The 20,243-nt window shown below is 62.5% G+C and carries 18 protein-coding genes; 5 read left to right on the top strand and 13 right to left on the bottom strand.

Going from position 1 to position 20,243, the window contains the following annotated elements; all coding sequences use genetic code 11:
* The first annotated feature begins 45 nt into the window (after window positions 1-45).
* Complete coding sequence (locus ACP6KB_RS04710) at window positions 46-870, top strand: SDR family oxidoreductase (protein WP_442112271.1); 825 nt, start codon at window positions 46-48, stop codon at window positions 868-870.
* Here the strand turns inward: ACP6KB_RS04710 and ACP6KB_RS04705 are convergent.
* The 4 genes from ACP6KB_RS04705 to ACP6KB_RS04690 all read right to left on the bottom strand — a co-directional run bounded on the left by ACP6KB_RS04705 (window position 854) and on the right by ACP6KB_RS04690 (window position 6,087).
* A complete protein-coding gene (locus ACP6KB_RS04705) occupies window positions 854-2,317 on the bottom strand; it encodes an efflux transporter outer membrane subunit (RefSeq protein ID WP_442112270.1) in 1,464 nt (487 codons plus the stop codon). The two genes, ACP6KB_RS04710 and ACP6KB_RS04705, sit on opposite strands and share 17 nt — an antisense overlap.
* The gene (locus tag ACP6KB_RS04700) at window positions 2,314-3,372 is read right to left on the bottom strand and encodes an HlyD family secretion protein (RefSeq protein ID WP_442114255.1); all 1,059 of its coding nucleotides are present in this window, start codon (window positions 3,370-3,372) and stop codon (window positions 2,314-2,316) included. Before ACP6KB_RS04700 ends, ACP6KB_RS04705 begins: the two co-directional genes overlap by 4 nt.
* A gap of 162 nt (window positions 3,373-3,534) precedes the next feature.
* On the bottom strand, window positions 3,535-5,070 hold the full coding sequence (locus tag ACP6KB_RS04695) for an MFS transporter (RefSeq protein ID WP_442112269.1): 1,536 nt from the start codon (window positions 5,068-5,070) through the stop codon (window positions 3,535-3,537).
* Between the two features lie 111 nt (window positions 5,071-5,181).
* On the bottom strand, window positions 5,182-6,087 hold the full coding sequence (locus tag ACP6KB_RS04690) for a LysR family transcriptional regulator (RefSeq protein WP_442112268.1): 906 nt from the start codon (window positions 6,085-6,087) through the stop codon (window positions 5,182-5,184).
* Window positions 6,088-6,244: 157 nt separating this feature from the next.
* Between ACP6KB_RS04690 and ACP6KB_RS04685 the strand changes: the two genes are divergently transcribed.
* Window positions 6,245-6,685, top strand: a complete 441-nt coding sequence (locus ACP6KB_RS04685) for a universal stress protein (protein WP_442112267.1) — start codon at window positions 6,245-6,247, stop codon at window positions 6,683-6,685.
* A 42-nt stretch (window positions 6,686-6,727) separates the two neighbouring features.
* Here the strand turns inward: ACP6KB_RS04685 and ACP6KB_RS04680 are convergent, their stop codons facing one another.
* The 4 genes from ACP6KB_RS04680 to ACP6KB_RS04665 are packed head-to-tail and all read right to left on the bottom strand — an operon-like array spanning window position 6,728 to window position 11,520.
* A complete protein-coding gene (locus tag ACP6KB_RS04680; protein WP_442112266.1) occupies window positions 6,728-7,609 on the bottom strand; it encodes an efflux RND transporter periplasmic adaptor subunit in 882 nt (293 codons plus the stop codon).
* A gap of 11 nt (window positions 7,610-7,620) precedes the next feature.
* Window positions 7,621-7,821: a DUF1656 domain-containing protein gene (locus tag ACP6KB_RS04675; RefSeq protein WP_442112265.1), complete on the bottom strand. Its 201-nt coding sequence runs from the start codon at window positions 7,819-7,821 to the stop codon at window positions 7,621-7,623.
* A complete protein-coding gene (locus tag ACP6KB_RS04670) occupies window positions 7,811-9,997 on the bottom strand; it encodes an FUSC family protein (RefSeq protein ID WP_442112264.1) in 2,187 nt (728 codons plus the stop codon). Before ACP6KB_RS04670 ends, ACP6KB_RS04675 begins: the two co-directional genes overlap by 11 nt.
* Window positions 9,994-11,520, bottom strand: coding sequence for an efflux transporter outer membrane subunit (locus ACP6KB_RS04665; RefSeq protein WP_442112263.1), 1,527 nt, complete (start codon window positions 11,518-11,520; stop codon window positions 9,994-9,996). Before ACP6KB_RS04665 ends, ACP6KB_RS04670 begins: the two co-directional genes overlap by 4 nt.
* A 186-nt stretch (window positions 11,521-11,706) precedes the next feature.
* Between ACP6KB_RS04665 and ACP6KB_RS04660 the strand changes: the two genes are divergently transcribed.
* A complete protein-coding gene (locus ACP6KB_RS04660; protein WP_442112262.1) occupies window positions 11,707-12,654 on the top strand; it encodes a LysR family transcriptional regulator in 948 nt (315 codons plus the stop codon).
* A gap of 180 nt (window positions 12,655-12,834) precedes the next feature.
* Window positions 12,835-13,806, top strand: a complete 972-nt coding sequence (locus ACP6KB_RS04655; RefSeq protein WP_442112261.1) for a 2-hydroxyacid dehydrogenase — start codon at window positions 12,835-12,837, stop codon at window positions 13,804-13,806.
* Between the two features lie 98 nt (window positions 13,807-13,904).
* Here the strand turns inward: ACP6KB_RS04655 and ACP6KB_RS04650 are convergent, their stop codons facing one another.
* Window positions 13,905-14,807 (bottom strand): DMT family transporter, encoded by a 903-nt coding sequence (locus ACP6KB_RS04650; RefSeq protein ID WP_442112260.1) that lies wholly within the window; start codon window positions 14,805-14,807, stop codon window positions 13,905-13,907.
* 137 nt (window positions 14,808-14,944) lie between these two features.
* Between ACP6KB_RS04650 and ACP6KB_RS04645 the strand changes: the two genes are divergently transcribed.
* Window positions 14,945-15,820, top strand: coding sequence for a helix-turn-helix domain-containing protein (locus tag ACP6KB_RS04645; protein WP_442112259.1), 876 nt, complete (start codon window positions 14,945-14,947; stop codon window positions 15,818-15,820).
* 1 nt (window position 15,821) lies between these two features.
* Here the strand turns inward: ACP6KB_RS04645 and ACP6KB_RS04640 are convergent, their stop codons facing one another.
* The 4 genes from ACP6KB_RS04640 to ACP6KB_RS04625 all read right to left on the bottom strand — a co-directional run bounded on the left by ACP6KB_RS04640 (window position 15,822) and on the right by ACP6KB_RS04625 (window position 20,078).
* A complete protein-coding gene (locus tag ACP6KB_RS04640) occupies window positions 15,822-16,148 on the bottom strand; it encodes a DUF3325 domain-containing protein (RefSeq protein ID WP_442112258.1) in 327 nt (108 codons plus the stop codon).
* The gene (locus ACP6KB_RS04635) at window positions 16,148-17,731 is read right to left on the bottom strand and encodes a PepSY-associated TM helix domain-containing protein (protein ID WP_442112257.1); all 1,584 of its coding nucleotides are present in this window, start codon (window positions 17,729-17,731) and stop codon (window positions 16,148-16,150) included. The genes ACP6KB_RS04640 and ACP6KB_RS04635 overlap by 1 nt, the downstream gene beginning before the upstream one ends.
* Window positions 17,731-18,033 carry a DUF3649 domain-containing protein gene (locus ACP6KB_RS04630; protein WP_442112256.1) on the bottom strand — a complete coding sequence of 101 codons (303 nt, stop codon included), beginning with the start codon at window positions 18,031-18,033 and terminating at the stop codon, window positions 17,731-17,733. Before ACP6KB_RS04630 ends, ACP6KB_RS04635 begins: the two co-directional genes overlap by 1 nt.
* A gap of 74 nt (window positions 18,034-18,107) precedes the next feature.
* Window positions 18,108-20,078, bottom strand: coding sequence for a ligand-gated channel protein (locus ACP6KB_RS04625; RefSeq protein WP_442112255.1), 1,971 nt, complete (start codon window positions 20,076-20,078; stop codon window positions 18,108-18,110).
* Window positions 20,079-20,243: the final 165 nt, after the last annotated feature.

Below are 20,243 nucleotides of genomic sequence, written 5' to 3'. Positions count from 1 at the left end.
TGCGTATGATCGGGCTTCCCTCCCCCGCCTCGCGAAGGATCGTCCATGCCCATCGTTCTCATCACCGGTTGCTCCAGCGGTATCGGCCGCGCCCTGGCAGAGTGCTTCAAACAGGCCGGCTATGAGGTTTGGGCTACCGCACGCAAAACCGACGATGTCGCGCGCCTGCAGGCCGCAGGTTTTACCGGCCGCCAGCTGGACGTCAACGATGCGCAGGCCTTGCAACACCTGAGCGCTGAGATCGAAACGGCCCATGGCGGCCTCGACATCCTCATCAACAATGCCGGTTACGGCGCCATGGGGCCGCTGCTCGATGGCGGTGTCGAGGCCATGCAGCGCCAGTTCGAGACCAACGTGTTTGCCCTGGTCGGCGTCACCCGCGCGCTGTTCCCGGCCTTGCGCCGCAACAAAGGGCTGGTGGTTAACATCGGCAGCGTTTCCGGGGTACTGGTCACACCGTTTGCCGGAGCCTACTGCGCGTCGAAAGCCGCCGTGCATGCCTTGTGCGATGCGCTGCGCCTGGAACTGGCGCCGATGGGCGTGCGGGTCATGGAGGTACAGCCGGGCGCCATCGCCACGCAGTTTGCCGACAACGCCCAGAGCCAGGCGGAACAGGTGCTGGCTGCCGATTCGCCGTGGTGGCCGTTGCGCGAGCAGATTCATGCACGCGCCCGCGCCTCGCAGGATCACCCGACCTCAGCCAGCGACTTTGCCCAAGGCCTGCTGGCGGCCGTGGCAAAAACACCGACGCCAAGCCTGGTGCGTCTGGGTAACGGCAGCCGCGCGCTGCCATTGATGGCGCGCCTGCTGCCGCAGGCGCTGCTGGATGCGGTGCTGAAAAAGCGTTTCGGCCTTAACCGCCCGTTGTAACGACAGCGCTCAAGCTGGCAGGGTCGAACGCCTGCCAGCCTCCGCCCAGCGCCTTGTACAAGCCCACCAACGACTGCGACACCGCCGCCGAACTCTCGACCCACTGCTCTTCACTGGCGAGCAAGGCGCCCTGAACACTCAGCACATTGAGAAAGTCCACGGCCCCTTCCACGTACTGCTGTTGCGCCGTCTGCAAGGCAATCCGGTTCTGGCGCACCGCTTCGGCCAGGAGGTCGCGGCGTAGCTGGCTGGCGTTGTACAGGCGCAGCACATCATCAATCTCGTGCCAGGCGCGCAACACCACTTGCTGGTAGTGCAAGGCGGCCTCTTGCTGTTGTGCCTCGCGTAACTGCAGCACGCCGCGCAGCCGCCCGCCTTCGAAAATCGGCAGGCTCAATTGCGGCCCGATGCCGAAACGACGTGAATCCCAACCGCCAAAGTCAGACAGTTGCATCGATTGAAAACCGACATTGCCCGACAAACGAATGCTCGGATAAAAATCCGCCTTGGCCACACCGATGCTGGCAGTGGCTGCATGCAACTGGGCAGCAGCCTGGAGAATGTCCGGGCGGCGCTCGGCCAACTCGGAAGGCACGCCAATCGCAAAGCGTTGCTGCGGCGCGGGCATCGCTGCCGGTGCGAGCAATTCGGCCTGCAAGCTGCGTGGCGGCTCGGCCAGCAACAGGCTCAAGGCGTTGATCAGTTGCGCCTGACGTTCTTCCAGGGAGGGCAAGCGTGCCTCGATCGAGGCCACCTGAGCGCTGGCCTGGGCCACATCCAGGGCGGTCGCAACCCCGTCGCGCAGGCGCATCTGCGACAGACGCAAACTGTGCTGCGAGACCTCCAGGTTCTCTCGGGTCACCGCCAGGGTGCTCTGCACCGCACGCAACTGGATGTAGTTACCGGCGGTTTCCGCCAACAACGCCAGCAACACACCACGACGGTCGTTTTCGGCCACTTCAACCACCGCATCGGCGGCTTCGACCTGACGCCGCACACGCCCCCATAAGTCCAGTTCCCAGCTGGCGACCAGATCGCCTTGCCAGAGATTGAACGCCGACTTGCCGCCCTTGCCGGACGGATCGCTCAGGCCTTCAGCGCTGTTGCGGGCACGGCTGTAACCGGCGTTGAGATCGACGCCAGGGGTTTGCTCGGCAGCGATGCTGGTGCGCAGCGCGCGACTCTGCAGCAGGCGCGCGCTGGCGATCTGCAGGTCGAGGTTGCGCTGGCTGGCGCGCTCGATCAGGGCACTGAGCCTGGCATCGTCAAACTGCTCCCACCAGCGTTGCGCCATCGGTTCGGCCAAGGCCTGACTCGGCGCTGGCGTTTCCTGCAACGGCGCCCAGTTGGCCGGGGCCTGATTTGCCGGAGTTTGAAAATCCGGCCCTAAGGTACAACCGGCCAACAGGCTGAGCAGCAAGGGACTTGCGGCGAAGGCAGCTTTCATCGTGCGCTGACCTCATTACCACTGCTGAGGGTGGCGCGGGTATCGATGGTCGCCACCACCGACATGCCGACGCGCAAGCGCTGCAGCAAGGGTTGATCGGCATCGAAGACGATCTTCACCGGGATACGCTGCACCACCTTGGTGAAGTTGCCGGTGGCATTGTCGGGTTTGACCGCGGCAAAGGTCACGCCAGTGGCCGGGGCGATGCTTTCGACCCGACCGTGCAGGTATTGATCGGCGAAGGTATCGACGCGGATCTGTACCGGTTGCCCCGGCTGCACATGGGTCAGTTGGGTTTCCTGAAAGTTGCCGACGATGTAGGCATGCTCGAGCGGCACCACCGACAGCAGCCGCGCCCCGGGATTGACGTAGGCGCCAACGCGCACCGCCCGCTCACCGACCATGCCGTCGATGGGCGCAACGATGCGGGTGTAAGAGACATCCAGTTGCGCCCGTTCCAGGCTGGCCTGGGCATGCTTGAGGCTGCCCTCGGCGCTGTCCATTTGCGCGCGGAGGATATCGACCTGTTTGCGTGCCGCTGCCAACGCCGCTTGCGAGTTGTTCAGGCGTGCGCTGGCCTGGTCAACCCGGCTGCGCGCCTGCTGGGCGTTCTGCACGGTACCGGCGCCTTGTTCGGCAAGGCGGCTGTAGCGCGTCAGCTCATGGTTGGCGAAGGCCATCTCGGCCTGATCCGCGCTGACCGCTGCTTGCGCCTGGGCGATCAGCGAGGCCTGGCGTTCCAGGGTCGCCCGGGCATTGTGCTGCTGCGCAGTAGACACCAGCAGTTGCGCCTGCGCCGCCGCCAGCGCCGCCTGATAATCGCGGTCATCGATCAGCGCCAGCACTTGCCCGGCCTTGACCTGCTGGTTGTCCTCAACCAGCACCTGGGTGATGAAACCGGCCACTTTCGGCGCGACCACGGTGTAGTCGGCAGACACATAGGCATCGTTGGTGCTCTGTTCATCACCGCCCAGCAGCAGCGGCACGCCTGCGCCGAGCAGGCCAGCCAGCACCAGCGTGGCAACGATCAAGGCGGTTTTTCGGTGGGTCGTTATTGTCGTCATGGGGTTCTCTCAGAACAGCAACCTAAGCTCTGTACGAAAAGTTTTGTGGGAGCGGGCTTGCCCCGCGAATTCAGGCTTTGCTGCCGCGTTGCGGCAGATCGCGGGGCAAGCCCGCTCCCACAACGATGGATGACCATACTTTTCGTACATAGCCTAAGCCACGGTACGCGGTGGATAGATTCGTGTAGGCACAAAAGGAATCAGCGCAATCAAGGCAACGGCGAGCACGGCCATGCACAGGTAGAGGTCGGCAGACGTCAGCACCAGCGCCTGCTCATGAATGCGTTTGGCCAAGCCCGGCACCTGGCTGTCGGCCAGCGGCGAATTGCCCAGGCTGTCGACCAGGTGGTTGGAGTGAAAATGTCGGCGCACTGTGGTCAGCGCCTCGATCAGCGCGGCGGCGACCACCGAGGCCAGGCCTTTGACGGTGTTGAACCAGGCCGATGCGAAGGGGCCGTCCTGCGGGGTCATGCCGCCGGTGGCGAGCATCAGCAGCGGCAATACCGCCATCGGCTGGCCGAAGATGTGCAGCATCTGCAGCAGGTAAAAGTTGTCGCGAATCCACGCGCTGGTGAGCTGGCTGCCCAGCAGGCTCGACAGCGCCAGCATGCCCAGGCCGCAGGCCAACACCCAGCGACAGTCCACCGCGCGCAGGTTGCACAAGGCTGCAGTCAATGGCAGCGCCAGCAACTGTGGCACGGCCACCAGCAGCATCACCGGGGCAGTCTGCGCCGGGCGGTAGCCCTGGATCTGCGCCAGGTAACTGGAAGGAATCAGGATCGCCGCGGTCAGCACGATCAACACGCCGAACAAGGTCACCAGTGCATGCGTGAGGTTGCGGGTCTTAAGCATCTGCAGCTTGAAGAACGGCAACGGCTCGGACCACTCGTTGTACAGAAACAACACCAGCAACAGCAGGCCGCCACCCAGCAACCAGCAGATCAGCGGGGAATTGAACCAGCCCATACGGTCACCGAGGGTCAGGCCGATCACCAGCGAACAGATCGCCGGTAACCCCAGCAGCACGCCGCGCCAGTCGAATTGCTTGAAACGCTCCAGGCGCAGCGGGTCCTGCGGCAGGCCCCAGGCAACGCAGGCCATGGCCAGCAGCGACGGAAGCACGATCTGCCAGAACGCCCACTGCCAGCCGACGTATTCAGTCCATAAACCGGCCAGCGGTGTGCCGAGGTTCGGGCCAAACGTGGCGGTCAGGGCATAACCGGCAAGGCCATAGACCTTGATACCCGGCGGCAGAAAACGCAGGGCAACGCTCATCAGCATCGGAGGCAAAGCCCCTGATGCCAGACCCTGCAAAGTACGCAACAGCATCAGGCTGGAAAGAGTCGGGGCATAGGGCTGCAACAGCCCCAACAAGGCAAACGCGCTGATGGCACAAAGGGTAAAACGGCGCAGGGAAAACGTCGCCGCCAGCCACGGAGAAAAGGCCATCGCCGACACCGACGCAGCGGCATACACCGCGATCAGCCAGGCACCTTCATCGGCACCGATAAACAGGCCACCACGGATGTCGGCCAGAGAGGCCTTGGTGACCATCTCGTTGAGGCCAGCACACAACACCGCCAGCAACACACCCAGCAGCCCGACCACGATGCGCGGGCCAAACGCACTCGGCGCGGCAGGGCTGGCCACAGGCGCGGCAACGCTGGGCAGCGCAGTCAACGAACTCATGTAAGACATCTCCGGGGGGTAACAACTACCGGGAGAAGTCTATTGAAGGGTCAATGTTGTCGAAAACTGACATATCGGCAGTTTACTAGTGCAGCAAACGCATTCCGCGCGTTACGGGCTCTCGCTGCAACAGGCTTTGAGGGTCTGGCGCAACCAGCGATGGGCCGGGTCGTTATCGAAGCGTGGATGCCAGGCTTGCATCACCGTCACCCGCTCCATCGGCAGCGGGATGCGGAACGAACGCAGTGGCAGGCCGAGCTTGGTCACACTGGAGAGGATATTGGCCGGCATCGGCAGCAACAGGTCGGACTCGGGCAGGGAGAACATCGCCGAATGAAAACTCGGAGTGATCAGCGCCACCCGTCGTTGCACCTTGTAGTTGGCAAGCTCCAGATCGATCGGGCCGTTGGCGCGGCCACGCCGCGAGACACTGATCTGCGGATAGGCGGCAAATCGCTCGGGGGTGATTTCGCCGTCGAAGATCGGGTGGTCCTGACGGGCAAGGCCCACGTAGATGGTGTTGAACAGGCTCTGCACCTTGATCTCGGGGCCGAGGTCGATGGTCGAGCTGACCAGCAGGTCGGTGCGCCCGTCGCGCAGCACCGAGTCGTCGTCACCACCGCCTTCCGGTACAAAGCGCAGCACCGTATGCGGTGCCTGTTCGTGCATGGTGCGCAGCAACTGCGCGCCGTACAGGGCAATGAACAAATCGTTGGTGCGGATGTTGAACGCCCGATCCAGGGTCGCCAGGTCAACTTCCTCACGGCTGCGGAACACCAGCCCGGCCTGCTCGACCAGCGCCCGCACCTGATCGTGCAGGGCCAATGCCCGTGGCGTCGGCACCAGCCCGCGCCCGGCGCGGACCAGAATCGGGTCGCCGATGGCCTCGCGGATACGCCCAAGGGTGCGGCTCATCGCCGCCGGGCTCAGGTTCATGCGCCGTGCCGCACCCACCACACTGCCCTCATCGAGCAAGGCGTCGAGGGCAACCAACAGGTTCATATCCGGAATCTGCATGGGCGATTTTCCTTGGGCTAATAAACCGTGATGTTAACAGCTCGACAGCAGCCACCGAGTTGCGCCGCACACAACTACACAATGCATGCCGGGGCATTTATCCGCAGCGCCACCTGACCAACAATACCCGGCTAACCATTGGCCAGTGGAGCCGCGCATGCTCAGTCCCGTGTTGATCGCCATCGATGGCTCCAGTGCCTCGCAGACTTTGCTGGACCTTGCGCAACAGTACTGCCAGCCCGCTCGTCACCGTCTGCATGTTGTGTTGGCCATCGACGCAGCGTTTGCCGTGGGCGCCATCGGCGCGTACGAACAGCAAGAATACCCGGCGGCCAGCGACGAACAGCGGCATGCCAACCTTGCCGTGCAGTCGGTAGCACAACAACTGCGGGACATGGGCTTCGACAGTGACGGCAGTCTGGTTCAGGGCGAGCCGGTGACGGTCATTGTCAGTGAAGCACAGCGGCTCGGCTGCGCCTTGATCATCATGGGCCACCGCCACCTGAGCCGCCTGGGGCGCTTGCTTGATCCGTCGATCAGCAACAAGGTGATTGATCAGGTGGCGTGCCCGGTGCTGGTCGATTCGCGGTCTGTCTGAACAACTTATCGCGGGGCAAACCCGCTCCCACGGGGTTGGATGTCATCCTTCTGTGGGAGCTGGCTTGCCCTGCGACGGCTTCACCACCACCGTACAGGTGGTACCGGCAGCCAGCAAAAAGCCCTCCGGCACTTCGTCGATATGGATGCGCACCGGCACCCGCTGGGCCAGGCGCACCCAGTTGAAGGTCGGGTTGACGTCGGCGATCAGTTCACGGCTCTCCGGGTTGTCGCGGTCATAAATACCCCGCGAGATACTCTCGACATGACCCTTGAGCACTTCGCCGCTCATCATTTGCAGTTCAGCCTGATCCCCAACCTTCACCCGCGGCAGTTTAGTTTCTTCAAAGAAGCCATACACCCAGAACGAGTCTTTATCGACCACCGCCATTTTCGGCTCGCCGGTGCGCGCATAGTCGCCGCGGTGCACGTTGAGGTTGGTGACGTAGCCGTCGACGGTGGCAAGGATTTTTGTACGCTTGAGGTCCAGCTCAGCCGCGGCTAGCTGCGCCTGGGCATGCTGGTAGTCAGCCAGGGCCGAGTTGGCGATGTTGCTGGCGTCGTCACGGTTCTCGCGGGAGATCACCAGGTTGTCGAGGTCGGCACGTCGGTTCGCGTTGACCTTGCGCATCTCCCAGGTGGCCTTGCGTGAGGCCACCAGCGCCTGCGCCTGTTTCACCGCCACTTCGTAGTGCTCGGGGTCGATCTGCATCAGCAGGTCGCCCTTCTTCACCAACTGGTTGTCGCGCACCGGCACATCGACCACATACCCCGGCACGTCTGCGGCAACGTTGATGATATCGGCGCGCACCCGCCCGTCGCGGGTCCAGGGGGTGTTCATGTAATGCACCCAGAGCTGGCGGCCGATCACCACGGCAGCAGCCAGTACAAGCAAGGTGGCGATCAGGCTGAAAAACTTTTTCATCAACAGGGGTCTCAACGGTAGAGAGTCAGGGCGATGGATCCGAACAAGCAAATAAACAAGCACAGGCGCAGCAACGCCGGGTGCCAGAAAAAGCGGTAGCCGTCATAGCTGGCAATGAACCGGTCAAGGCCCCAGGCCAGCCCGGCGGCGAACAGGAACATCAGGGTCATGGTCGGCATGTAGACGCCGTGGAAGGCGATTTCACGAGGCATGGGGCAGTCCTTGGGCCGGGGCCAATGCAGCCAGCGGCGACTGGGGGTCGAGCAACGAGGTACGGATGAAATGCAGGTAACTCTGCACCCGGCGCAGGGCCGAGGTGTCGAAGTGGCGGGCGAACGGTTCGTCGGTGGCCAGCACGCGGCTGATGGCGTGGTCTACCGCAACCAGGGCACGTTCGTGGTTGCTCGCGCTCGGTTGCAGGAACAACCGCGCCAGCGCCCGGCCCATGACCCGGATGGCCTGGCGCCAGGGTTGCGACTCGGCATAACACGGGTGCACCGGCAGGATCGCTTGCTCTTTGCGCAGCTCGATGATCGCGTGCCCAACCTCAAGCACCAGGAACATCCAGCGCAGCAGGCTGCTCTGCACCTGCGGTTTACCGGCGGCCAGGCCATAGGCCTGGTGCAGCAGGTCGCGGGTACGGCTTTCAAACGCCGAGCCCAGGCCGCGCAGGCGCCCGGTAATAGCGAACAGCACCTGGCTACGCAAGTCATGCTCCAGGCGGCTCCACAACCAGCGGCTGTTCGGCGGCAGGATGATCGCGCCAGCGGCAGCGCACACCAGCATGCCGATGACCATGGCGATGTAGTCGTTGATGAAGTTGTACGGGTTGTACACCGTGAGGTTGTCTGGCACCGAACCGGTGGCGAAAAAGATCAGCAGGCCCAGACCAACCCCGGCATAGGCCGGGCGCGACGCCAGAAATGCACCGAGCACGAACACCGGCGCCAGCACCAGGCACAGCAACGGAAAGCCGTCGATCCAGGGGAACACGAAAAAGGTTTCGAAAAAGCCGATGAAGGCGCCGAGCAAGGTGCCGCAGGCCATCTGGAATGACATGCGCTTGGGGTTCGGCGACGCTGCTGACAAGCCGACGGTAGCGGCAGCGATCAAGGTCATCATCGCCCCGCTCGGCCAGGCGGTGAGGATCCAGAAGCTGCCCAGCACCAGCAAGATAAACGATGCCCGCAACCCGGCGGCCAGCGACACCATCCAGTTGGTTTGCGCCACATAAGGCTCGTCCCACTGCTCACGGGCATGGTTGTGCTCGGCCAGCGAGGCGTGGGTCAGGGCGTAGTTGTGCAGGTCATCGACAAAGCGATAGAGCAGCTCATAAGCCGTATGGAAATCGAGCAAATCGGCATCGCTCGGCCCGGTTTCGACATAAGCCGCACGCAGGCTGCGTACCCGCTCCGGCAAGCCTTCCTTGTAAGCTGCCAGTTGCTCGGCCAGGCGTGCCGCGTCCGGGCTGGTCAGGGCCCGCCCTGAGTAGGCGTCGAGCAGTTCGGCCAGGGCCGCAAGGCCGGGTTCAATTGCCGTGACGATCTGCAGCGGGCCACGCAGGCGCAAGCGCTCAAGCAACTGGTGCAAGGCGTTGAAGCGTGTGGTGATGGCCATGAACTCGCTGTTCATCCGCCCCAGACGGCCATTGCGCCGGCGCATGTGCGGGTCTTCGAAGGCAGTGACATTACGCAGGCTCTCCAGCCCGACCGCCTCGGCGATAAAGCGCACGTTGCTGCTTTCAAAGCGGTCGCGCTGGCTGTCGCCGCGCAGCCCCTCGACAACGAAACCGGCGAACACACCAAAGCGCTGATACAGGGCATTACGCATGGCGGCACTGGCCGACTGCGGCAGGATCGCAGCGCTGACCAGGGTCGAGACCAGAATCCCCAAAGAGATTTCCAGCACCCGCCAGACCGCCGCCATGAACGCGCCGTCGGGGTGTTGCAAGGCCGGCAGGCCGACCATGGCCGCGGTGTAACCGGCGAGTACGAAACCATAGGCCTGGAAGGTCCGGTAGCGCATGGCTCCGGCCGAGCACAGGCCCACCCAGATCGCCAGGCTCGGCAGGAACAACTCGGTGTTCTGCGGAAACAAGGCAATCAACAGCACCATCATCGACGAGCCGGCCAAGGTGCCGAGCAAGCGCCAGAAGCTCTTGGCAAACACATGCCCGCTCTGCGGCTGCATGACGATGAACACGGTGATCATCGCCGTGCGCGGCTGCGGCAATTCCAGGCGCATGGCCAGCCACAGGGTCAGGAACGCCGCGCTGAGCACCTTGAAGATGTACACCCAGGTCACGCCGTCGGTGCGTGCCCACTCGAAGAAGCCGCGGCGCCATTCCAGGCTTGCCAACCAGCGCCAAGGCAGTGTCAGTGCGCTCATTCGGCGTGGTCCGGCTTATCGAAAATCGCCAGGGTAGCCGGGGTTTTCGGCGCCTGTTGCTTGTCTTCGTCCGGCACATCATTACCGGCGCCCAAGCCACCGCCCAGCGCGGTAACCAACTCGGCGTGCGCACTCAGGCGCGCGGCCTGGACCTGCTGCTGGATCTGCTGCTGACGGAACAGCAAGGTCTGCGCGTTAAGTACATTGAGGTAGTCGGTCAGGCCACGCTGGAAGGCGATCAAGGCGATGTCGTAAGTCTTCTGCGCAGAAGCCACCGACTCGGCAGCAAAGTGCTGCTGCTCGTTCATCGACTCACGGCGAATCAACTGGTCGGCAATGCCCTTGAGGGCGTTCACCACGGTCTGGTTGTACTGCGCCACCGCGATGTCATAACCGGCCGAGGCCACACCCAATTGCGAACGCAGCCTGCCGCCATCGAATACCGGCAGGCTGATGGCCGGGCCGACGTTGTAGTTGAACTTGCGTCCGGTGAGAAACTCCAGCGCCCCCCCGCCGGTGGCCATGAAGCCGAGGCCACCGACCAAGTCGACGTTGGGGAAGAAACCGGCGTGGGCGACATCGATACCGCGCGCCTGCGCCGCCACTTGCCAACGGCTGGCGACCACGTCCGGACGCTGGCCGACCAATTCTGCAGGCAACGCCGAGGGCAGTTTCAAAGGCGCGCCAAGGGCCAGTTGCGGACGCTGCAATTGTGCGCCCTCGCCCGGCCCTTTACCGGCCAATGCGGCCAGCTGGTTACGCGCCAGGGCGATTTCTTCATTCAAGGCATCGAGCTGACGATGGGTTTCCGGCAGCGGGGTTTGCGCCTGACTGACTTCGAAATGGGTACCGATGCCACCAGCCAGACGCCGTTCGGCCAGGGCCAGAATCTGCTCTTGCTGCGCCAGTTCGGCTTTGACGATATCGCGCTGGGCAAAGTGCAGCGACAGCTGGATGTACACCTTGACGATGTTGTTCTGCAGCTCAAGCTGCGCCTGGCGTAGCTGCGCCGCACTCATGTGGGCCATGTCCACGGCCTGCTCACTGGCATTGCGCTCACGGCCCCAGAGGTCGAGGGCGTAGCTGAAGCCCAGCGCGGCGTTGTTGTCCCAGGTGTTGGCGCCCGACAAGGCGCCCGGGCCATAGAACTGATCTTCCGGCCAGTTATGGCGCTTGAGGGTCGACTCGCCATTAACCTGCAGTTTTTCGGCCGACTCGACCACGCCGGCCATGGCCTTGGCCTCACGCACCCGGGCGGCGGCCATGGCCAGGCTCGGGCTGTTGTCCACGGCCAAGGCGATCCAGCGGTCCAGTTGTGGGTCGCCATAGGCGCGCCACCACTGCTGGTCAGGCCAGTGGGCATCCTTGCCGGCCTCACGGATCGCCTCGGAGGTGGTCAGGGTATTGGCTTGCAGCGTCTTGCTTTGCGGGGCAATGCCCCAGGTTCCGATACAGCCGCTCAAGGTCAAGCTAAAGGCACAGACACTGAGCGCATTGAGCGCTCTGATGATGCGACGCGGCACAGCTGCGAATTCCTGACGTAATAGGTGGATGACGCTTGGAGACGCAATTCTAGGGGGCCGCTGCACTGGCGATAAGCGTGTATTACTGCGAATCTTTGTTACGAAAACAGCGATAATCCGGCTTTAGTCTGAAGACCGCCTCGGTTACTTCATGTCACAATTTGTCGTCTACTTTGAGAGCGACCCATGGACACCCTGCAAAACATGCGTGCTTTTAGTTGCGTAGCGCAAGTCGGCAGCTTCACTGCCGCAGCCGTGCAACTGGATACGACCACCGCCAACGTCTCGCGGGCGGTCTCCAATCTTGAAGCCCATCTGCAAACGCGCCTGCTCAACCGCACCACCCGACGTATCGCCCTGACCGAAGCGGGCAAGCGTTACCTGATGCGTTGTGAACAGATTCTTACCTATGTCGAAGAAGCCGAGGCCGAGGCCAGCGACGCCCATGCCCGTCCGGCCGGGCAGTTGAAGGTGCATTCAATGACGGGCGTTGGCCAGCATTTCGTCATCGATGCGATTGCCCGCTACCGCGAAACCCACCCGGACGTAACCTTCGACCTGACCATGGCCAACCGTGTGCCGGACCTGCTCGACGAAGGCTACGACGTGTCCATCGTACTGGCCAGCGAGCTGCCGGACTCGGGCTTTGTCTCCCAGCGCCTGGGCATTACCTACAGCATCGTCTGCGCCTCGCCCGACTACGTGAAACAGCACGGCGTCGCGCATAAACCCAGCGACTTGCTCAAGCACGCCTGCTTGCGCATGGTCAGCCCGGTGATCCCTCTGGAGAAATGGCTGTTCGACGGCCCGGAAGGCCAGGAGATGGTCAACATCACCCAGGCGCCATTCCAGGTGAATTCGGCCGACGCGATGAAAACCGCGATCCGCAGTGGCATGGGCGTTGGCGTATTGCCGATTTATTCGGCCATAGACGGGCTGCGTGACGGCTCGCTGGTACGGGTCATGCCGGACTACCGCCTGCAGGAGCTGAACCTGTATGCGATCTACCCGTCGCGCCAGTACCTGGATGCCAAGATCAAAACCTGGGTTGAGTACCTGCGCAACTCATTGCCGGAAATCCTCGCCGCCCACGAGGCCGACCTCAAGACCCACGAGTTGCTGATCGCCAACTGACATCTGGCCGGGCTGCCCTCGGTGGGAGCGGGCTTGCCCCGCGATTGCGGTGTGTCATTGAAACTGCTTCGCGGGTCAAGCCCGCTCCTACCAGGGGTCAGTACAGAAATCTTGCTGCACAGAGGCAGTGGAGAATGATAGCGTGCTACCCATTCTCCCCCGCCAGCAGAGATTTCGTCGATGAAAAAGACCGTACTTGCCTTCAGCCGCATCACCCCGGCGATGGTCGAACGCCTGCAGCAAGATTTCAACGTAATCGTCCCCAACCCCAAGCTCGGCGATATCAGCGCGCAGTTCAATGAAGCCTTGCCCGAAGCGCACGGTCTGATCGGTGTGGGCCGCAAGCTCGGTGAAGCGCAATTGGCCGCTGCCGCCAAGCTGGAAGTGGTGTCGAGTGTTTCGGTGGGCTACGACAACTACGACCTGAACTACCTCAATGCACGCGGCATTGCCCTGACCAACACCCCCGACGTACTCACCGAAAGCACCGCCGACCTGGGCTTTGCCCTGCTCATGGGCAGCGCCCGGCGCGTCGCCGAACTCGACGCCTGGACCAAGGCCGGGCAATGGCAGGGCACCGTAGGCCCGGCGCAGTTCGGCAGCGATGTGCATGGCAAAACCCTTGGTATTGTCGGCCTGGGTAATATCGGTGCGGCCATCGCTCGCCGTGGCCGCTTTGGCTTCAACATGCCGATCATCTACAGCGGCAATTCACGCAAGACCGCGCTGGAACAGGAACTCGGCGCCCAGTTCCGCAGCCTCGACGAGTTGCTGGCCGAAGCCGATTTCGTGTGCCTGGTGGTGCCACTGGGCGCGCAGACCAAGCACCTGATCAGCAGCCGCGAACTGCAACTGATGAAACCCAGCGCGTTCCTGATCAACGTGTCCCGTGGCCCGGTGGTTGACGAAGCGGCACTGGTGGAAGCCCTGCGCAACGGCACCATTCGCGGCGCTGGCCTGGACGTGTACGAGAAAGAGCCGCTGGCCGAATCGCCGCTGTTCCAGCTGCCCAATGCCCTGACCTTGCCGCACGTGGGCTCGGCCACCGCCGAAACCCGTGACGCCATGGCCAACCGCGCCATCGACAACCTGCGCAGCGCCCTGCTGGGTGAGCGGCCGCGGGATTTGGTTAACCCGCAGGTCTGGAAGTAATAGCCTTGTAGGAGCGGGCTTGCCCCGCGATCGCGATCTGTCTGTCACGTCGCCTCGCGCTGTAGGAGCGGGCTTGCCCTGCGATTGCGGTCTGTCTGTCACATCGCCTCGCGGGGCAAGCCCGCTCCTACAGGCTTGGGTTTTCTGAACACCAGCACATTGCCCAACATCACCAGCACCAACCCCGCTAAGGCCGGGGCTGTCCACTGATAGCCCTCATACAACGCCGATACATTCAACGCCACCAGCGGGAACAGCACGGTGCAATACGCCGCACGCTCCGGCCCCATGCGCCCGACCAACGTCAGGTAGGCGGTAAAACCGATCACCGACCCCGGAATCACCAGGTACAGCAACGAGCCGATGTAGCGCGTGTTCCATTCCATATCGAACGGAATGCCGCTAACCAGGCAGTACGCCGCCAGCATCCCGGCCCCGTACAGCATGCCCCAGGCGTTGGTGGTCATCGGCCGCAAACCGGCCTTCTGCTGCAAGCTCGAGAGCATGTTGCCGGCCGAAAAACACAAGGTGCCGAGCAAGGCCAGGGCCAGGCCAATCACGGTTTCACGGCTGGCGGTATGGCCCGCCAGCTCCGGCCAGAACAACAGGCCCAAGCCGATCAAACCCAACGCCCCGCCACCCAGGACATTAGCGGCAATCTTCTGGCCGAAAAATACCCGCGCGTTCAGCGCATTCCACAAGGTGGCGGTGGAGAACACCACGGCAATCAGGCCACTGGGAATCCACTGGCTGGCGGTGAGAAAGCACATGAAATTCACGCAGAACAGGCAAAAGCCCTGCGCCAAGCAGATCCCGTGGCCACGCCGGTTCATCGGCTGCAGACGCCGGCTGAGCAGCAGGATGGCAAACAGAATCAGCCCCGCCAGGGCGAAGCGATAAACAATCGACACCGGAATGGCGACCACGCCCAACTGCAGTTTCAGGGCGATCCAGGTGGTACCCCAGATCAATACGGTGAGCAGATACAACGACAGGTTCATGGCCACACTCCTCGACTTCAGGCCTTAAGTCTCCTGCCGTCAGCAGCGTGCGCGCTTGCAGATTCTTGCGCTTTTACATGTACCACTGCTGTCAGACGTTGCCCGCCAGCGTAGGATGGCGGTCAGAGGAGTCGCTGATGAACGCATTGGATCAACTGCAAGTTTTCAAAGCCATGCACGACTCGCCCCACGCCCGTCTGGAACACAGCGCGCAACTGGGCGATGGCCTGGCCGCAGCCCTGTGGAACAACCGCCACGATGCCCGCGACTACGAAGCGCCGACGCACCACACCTTGTCGTGCTATATCGCCGACGGCACCGGCACCTTCCGCCGCGATCAGCCCAGCCACAAAGGCGCGCCAGACAAGCTGTGCATCATGCCCGCAGGCTCGGCGTCGCATTGGGTGGTCAATGGCTCGATCCGCCTGGCCCACCTGTACATCAGCCAGGAACAGTTCGCCCTCGGTTGCATCCGCCTGCTCGACCGCGAACCGCGCGAATTGCAATTGCAGGAAGCGACCTTCCTCGACGACCCCGCGCAGGCGCAGCGTTTTCGTGACTTGATTGCCATGGAATGGGACGAACCGGGCGAACGCCTGCTGACCAGCACCCTGGCCCACGAGATTCTCGACCATGCCGTGCTCAGCCAGGTTGGCCTGCGTCAGGGCTTGCGCCTCAAAGGTGGCCTGGCCGCGCATCAACGCCGTCTACTGAGTGATTACGTGGAAGCGCATCTCGACCAGCCGCTGAGCCTGGGTGAGCTGGCGGCACTGTGCAACCTATCCGAATACCACTTCGCGCGGATGTTCCGTGCCAGCTTCGGCCTGCCGCCGCACCAATACCTGTTGGCGCGGCGCCTGGCCACGGCACGGCAGTTGTTGCGCTTCGGCGACCTGGCCCTGGGCGACATCGCCCTGCGCTGCGGCTTCGCCAGTGCCAGCCATTTCAGTAACCGCTTTCGCCAGGCGCTAGGCGCGACGCCCGGTGAGTACCGGGCAGCCTTCCGGCCATAAGTTACTGGGGCAGTATCAACAACACCGGCCCCAGCACCAGACTCAGGCCAAGCAGCCCGAGCAACAGCCGTGGTTGATACGGCAGCAGGAACACCCACAAGGTGACGCCAGCCATCAACACCGCAGACCATTCAACCAGGCCCATGGCCCAACCGCTGTAATGCACCGCCAAAGACAGGGCCAGCAGTTGCAACAACCAGCCGCCGACCCGCAGCACACGCAGGCGCATAACGCTGGGTGTGCTGCCCAGCAGCTCCTTGTAGTGCTTTTCCATGGCCAGGCACAGGCAGGCAAAGCCGGCAAAACCGAACAGGGTAACGGCGAGCATCAACTGGCCTCACTTTCGATCAGGGTGGCGTTGGCGGCTTTTGCCGCCTTAGGCGCGCGCTTAGCGGCGACCACCGGCGGGCGCTGCATCGTGCGCGCGCCCCAGGCAAAGAACAGGCCGCAGCCCAGTGCGGTCAGATCGAAGCCGGCCATGGCCCAGTCACCGGCTGGAATCGACTGCATCAGGCCTTGATCGGTGGTCAACTGATTGAGCAGCGGCAAGCCAGCCCACAGCAGCGCCGCCAGCCACAGTTGTTCAGCCCAGGCGCGACGGCCCGGGCGCACACTGGCGTGTACCAGCGCCAGCAGCCACAGCAGGAAGAAGCTGTTGACCTCCCAACCCGCCCGGCCTTCAAGGCCAACCGGCAGTAAACGGTTGGCCCAGAAGAACGCCGCCACGCCCAGCAACAAGCCACTCATGCTGGCGATGTTCAACACTTCCACCAGACGCAACTCGAACGGCTGCGTACCGCTCTTGGCATGTTTGAGCTGACGCTTGCCCAGCCACATCACCAGGCCGGTGCCGATGACTGCCGTGCCGAGCACGCCAAAGAAGAAGTACAACCAGCGCAGCCAGGGCTCGGCGAACTTGCCCATGTGCAAACCGTACATGCCGCCGACGATCAGCACCGGCGCAGATTCGGCTTTGCTACCGCCGAGCAGGTTGCCGTTGACGCCATCGAAGGTCCAGCCACCGCCACGCTTGTAGGCAATACGATCACCGCCATGGTACGAGAAGCGCACGCGAGCGTGCTGATCACCGGGGTTTTGCACTTCAATCCAGCCCACGCGAGTGCCGGGCGCCTGCTCCTGGACTTGCTGATACAGCGTCGGCAATGGCAACAGCGGCGCGGCAGTGCCAGCTGCCTTGAGCTGTTCAGGCGCGCCGAACAGGTCATTGAAAAAGCCGCGGGTGTTGTCGCCATAGCTGGCAATGATGCTCGCTGGCATCACCAGCGACATGAAGATCACCAGGCTGCTGTAGCTGATCATCAAGTGAAACGGCAACGCCAGAACGCCAATCGCGTTATGCCCGTCCAGCCAGGAGCGCTGGCCCTTGCCGGGACGGAAGGTGAAGAACTCCTTGAAGATCTTCTTGTGGATGATGATCCCGGTGACCAGCCCGATGAACATGATCAGCGCGGCAAAGGTCGACAACCAGCGGCCCCAGGGGTGTGGCATTTCCAGCTGGAAGTGGAAGCGATAGAAGAACTCACCGCCGCGGGTTTCCCGCGCCTGCACCTCAGCGCCGGTGGCCGGGTCGAGGGTTTTGTCGATGAAGCCGCGCGGCCCGGCCCCTGCGGCGCTCCAGCCGACACTCAAGCCCGGTTCACGCGCCTCGGGCAGGCGGATAAACCAGCTGCGCGCGTTGGGTGCGTGCTGCTGCAGGTAGTCTTGCGCCAAGGCCAGGCTGGTCATTGGCTCCAGCGCCCGCGCTTTGACCTCGGGCTTGGCCCAGTGATTGATCTCTTCCTTGAAGTAAGACATGGTCCCGGTCAGGAAAATCGCAAACAGCAGCCAGCCGAAAATCAGTCCGGTCCAGGTATGCAGCCAGGACATCGCCTGGCGAAAGCCCTCTTTCATCAGCTCTTCATCCAGTAGGCCAGGCCGTTGATCACCCCGAGCACCAGGCTCGGCAGCAACACCCCCTGCCAGGCCTGCCAGGCGCTGCGACTGGCAAAGCACCAGAGAAACGCCACCAGGTAGAACAGGAATGACAGCATCATGCCGCTGAGCACCGCTTCAGCTTTCGGCATCGGTGCCAGCAAGGTGACGCAGACACTGGCCATGGCCGCCAGCAGATAACCACCGAATACGGCGGCCAGGCAGCGTGAAGTCACAGCCAGGCGATAACTCAGGGGCAAGCCGGCGGCTTTGCTTTTCATGGCATCCATTCCTTGTGAAGAGTCACCAATAATAATGATTTATATTCTCACAAGCAAAGCCGCAGCCCACTACGTCAGAACGACAGGTCGATACCTACGGTGTAGCGACGACCATCGAGCACGGTCTGGTAGTTCTCGTAGTCGACTTCCTTGTTGAACACGTTGTACACGCCAGCCAGCAGCTTGACGTTCTTGGTCAGCCGATAGGTGCCACCGAGGTCAACGAAGGTGTACGACGGTGTGCCATCGGACATGGTGGTGCGCCCCAGGTAGTCGGAGGTTTTGCCGCGATAGTTCAGGCGCGCCCAGGTCCCCAGCTGATCGGTGGTCTGCCAGTCGAGGGTGGCGTTGACCATGTGCCGCGGCATCTGGTTCAGGGCCTTGCCCTTCTGCGGGCCGCTCTTCTGCTCGGAGTCGGTGAAGGTGTAGTTGGTGGCGAGTTTCAGCGCCTGGGTGATTTCCCAGTCCAGGGTCGCTTCGATACCACGCATTTGCGCCTCATCGACGTTCACCCGGTCGCTGATGAACTTGTACGAGGTGCCGCCGATCTGGCACTGACCCGAGGCACCGCCGGTGCTGTCGGTGCAGCGCCGGGTTTCGGTGATCTTGTCTTTGAAGTCGGTGTTGAACACGGTCAAGCCGGTGGAGAAGCCTTCCAGGCTGTCCCAGATCACGCCGATCTCCTGGCTCAGGCTTTTCTCTGGCTTGAGGTTGGAGTTGCCGACGATGATTGCCGGATCGCCACCGCCGCCGGTGATCTGCCCCCAGTCATCCACTGCCGCGCGGATATCCGGCGAGCGATAGCCGCTGGAGACGCCGCCCTTGACGGTCCAGTGCTCGGTCGGGTGATACACCCCGTACAAACGTGGTGACCAGTGCGTACCGTAGTTTTCGTCTTTGTCCATGCGAATGCCGCCGGTCAAGGCGAAGGTTTCGGTCAGACGCCATTCATCTTCGGCAAACAATGCCCAGGACCAACGGGTCAGCTGGTTGACGTCGGAGGCCGCGGCCAGCTGGTTACCTTCATCGCTCAGGTCTTCGTATTTGTACGAGCCGCCAAAGGTGGTGATGTGCGAATCACTGAAGAATGACACCTGCGAATTGAGCACGGTGTTCTCCAACTCCATGCGCCGACCCGGGTTCTCGATCTTCTCGCGTTGCAGGTAGCTGTCGGTGGTGATGCTGTCCCAACGCCCGGAGTGGCTGATCGCGAAGTTGGTGCGCTCGTAGTCACTGAAACTGTCGGAAGAACGCGCCGACTTTCCTTTGTGCGCATTACGTTCCTGCTCGGACTTGCCCGCCTCGAAGGTGATGTCGTTATGTTCATCAGGAGTGAACGACAGTTTGGCGGTACCGCTGTCGGTGCTCTGCTCGTTGAAGCCGTTGGCAAAGTCGTCTTCGTCACGGTTCGAGGTTTGCCCATAAAGCTGCAAACCGACCAGGTTCTCGATCAACGGCCCGGAGACGAACGCGCTGGTGCTGTTGTAGTCGCCTGAATCGGAGCGGTCCTGGAAGGTGGCTTCGCTGCGCACGCCTCCATACCAGTTCGGCGTGACTTTACGGGTGATGATGTTGATCACCCCGCCCATGGCGTCGGAGCCGTACAGCGACGACATCGGCCCGCGCACCACTTCAATACGCTCGATCGCCTCAAGGGGCGGCATCCAGCCTTGTTCGATCCCGGCTCCGTCACTGTTCGGACGGGTGGCCCGCGAGTCCTGGCGTTTGCCATCGACCAGCATCAACGTGTACTTGGAGGCCATGCCACGGATGCTGATATCGCTGGAACTGGCGCCACCGGTAACCACCACGCCCGGTACATCTTTCAGGGCATCGGTGACATCACGGTAGGACTTGTTCTCGATCTGCTCGCGGGTAATTACCGAAATCGACGCCGGCGCGTCCTTGATCTGCTGGGAGAAACCGGAGGCGGTGACCACCACGTTGTCCAGTTCCATCGGTTTCTGCTGATCGGCACTGGCGTGGCTGGTGTACAGCGAGCAAAGGGTGAGCGCGAGACAGGATCGGGTAAAAAGCGGGTACACGTAGAGCTCTCCCTGAGTGTGTAAAGATTGGGTAAAGGTTCTCAGGGAGCGAATGCTATTTATTCTCAAATGAGAGTACAGCTTATTTACGTTATTTACATTTTCAGCCCTCCGGTTTTGCCGCCAGTCAGCGTCTGATTGCCGAACCGGCAGCGAAAACACTAC

Source organism: Pseudomonas sp. NUPR-001 (genome assembly GCF_052147955.1).
GTDB lineage: Bacteria > Pseudomonadota > Gammaproteobacteria > Pseudomonadales > Pseudomonadaceae > Aquipseudomonas.
Note: the sequence above shows the minus strand (reverse complement) of the source record. Positions and strands in the feature narration are given on the sequence as shown.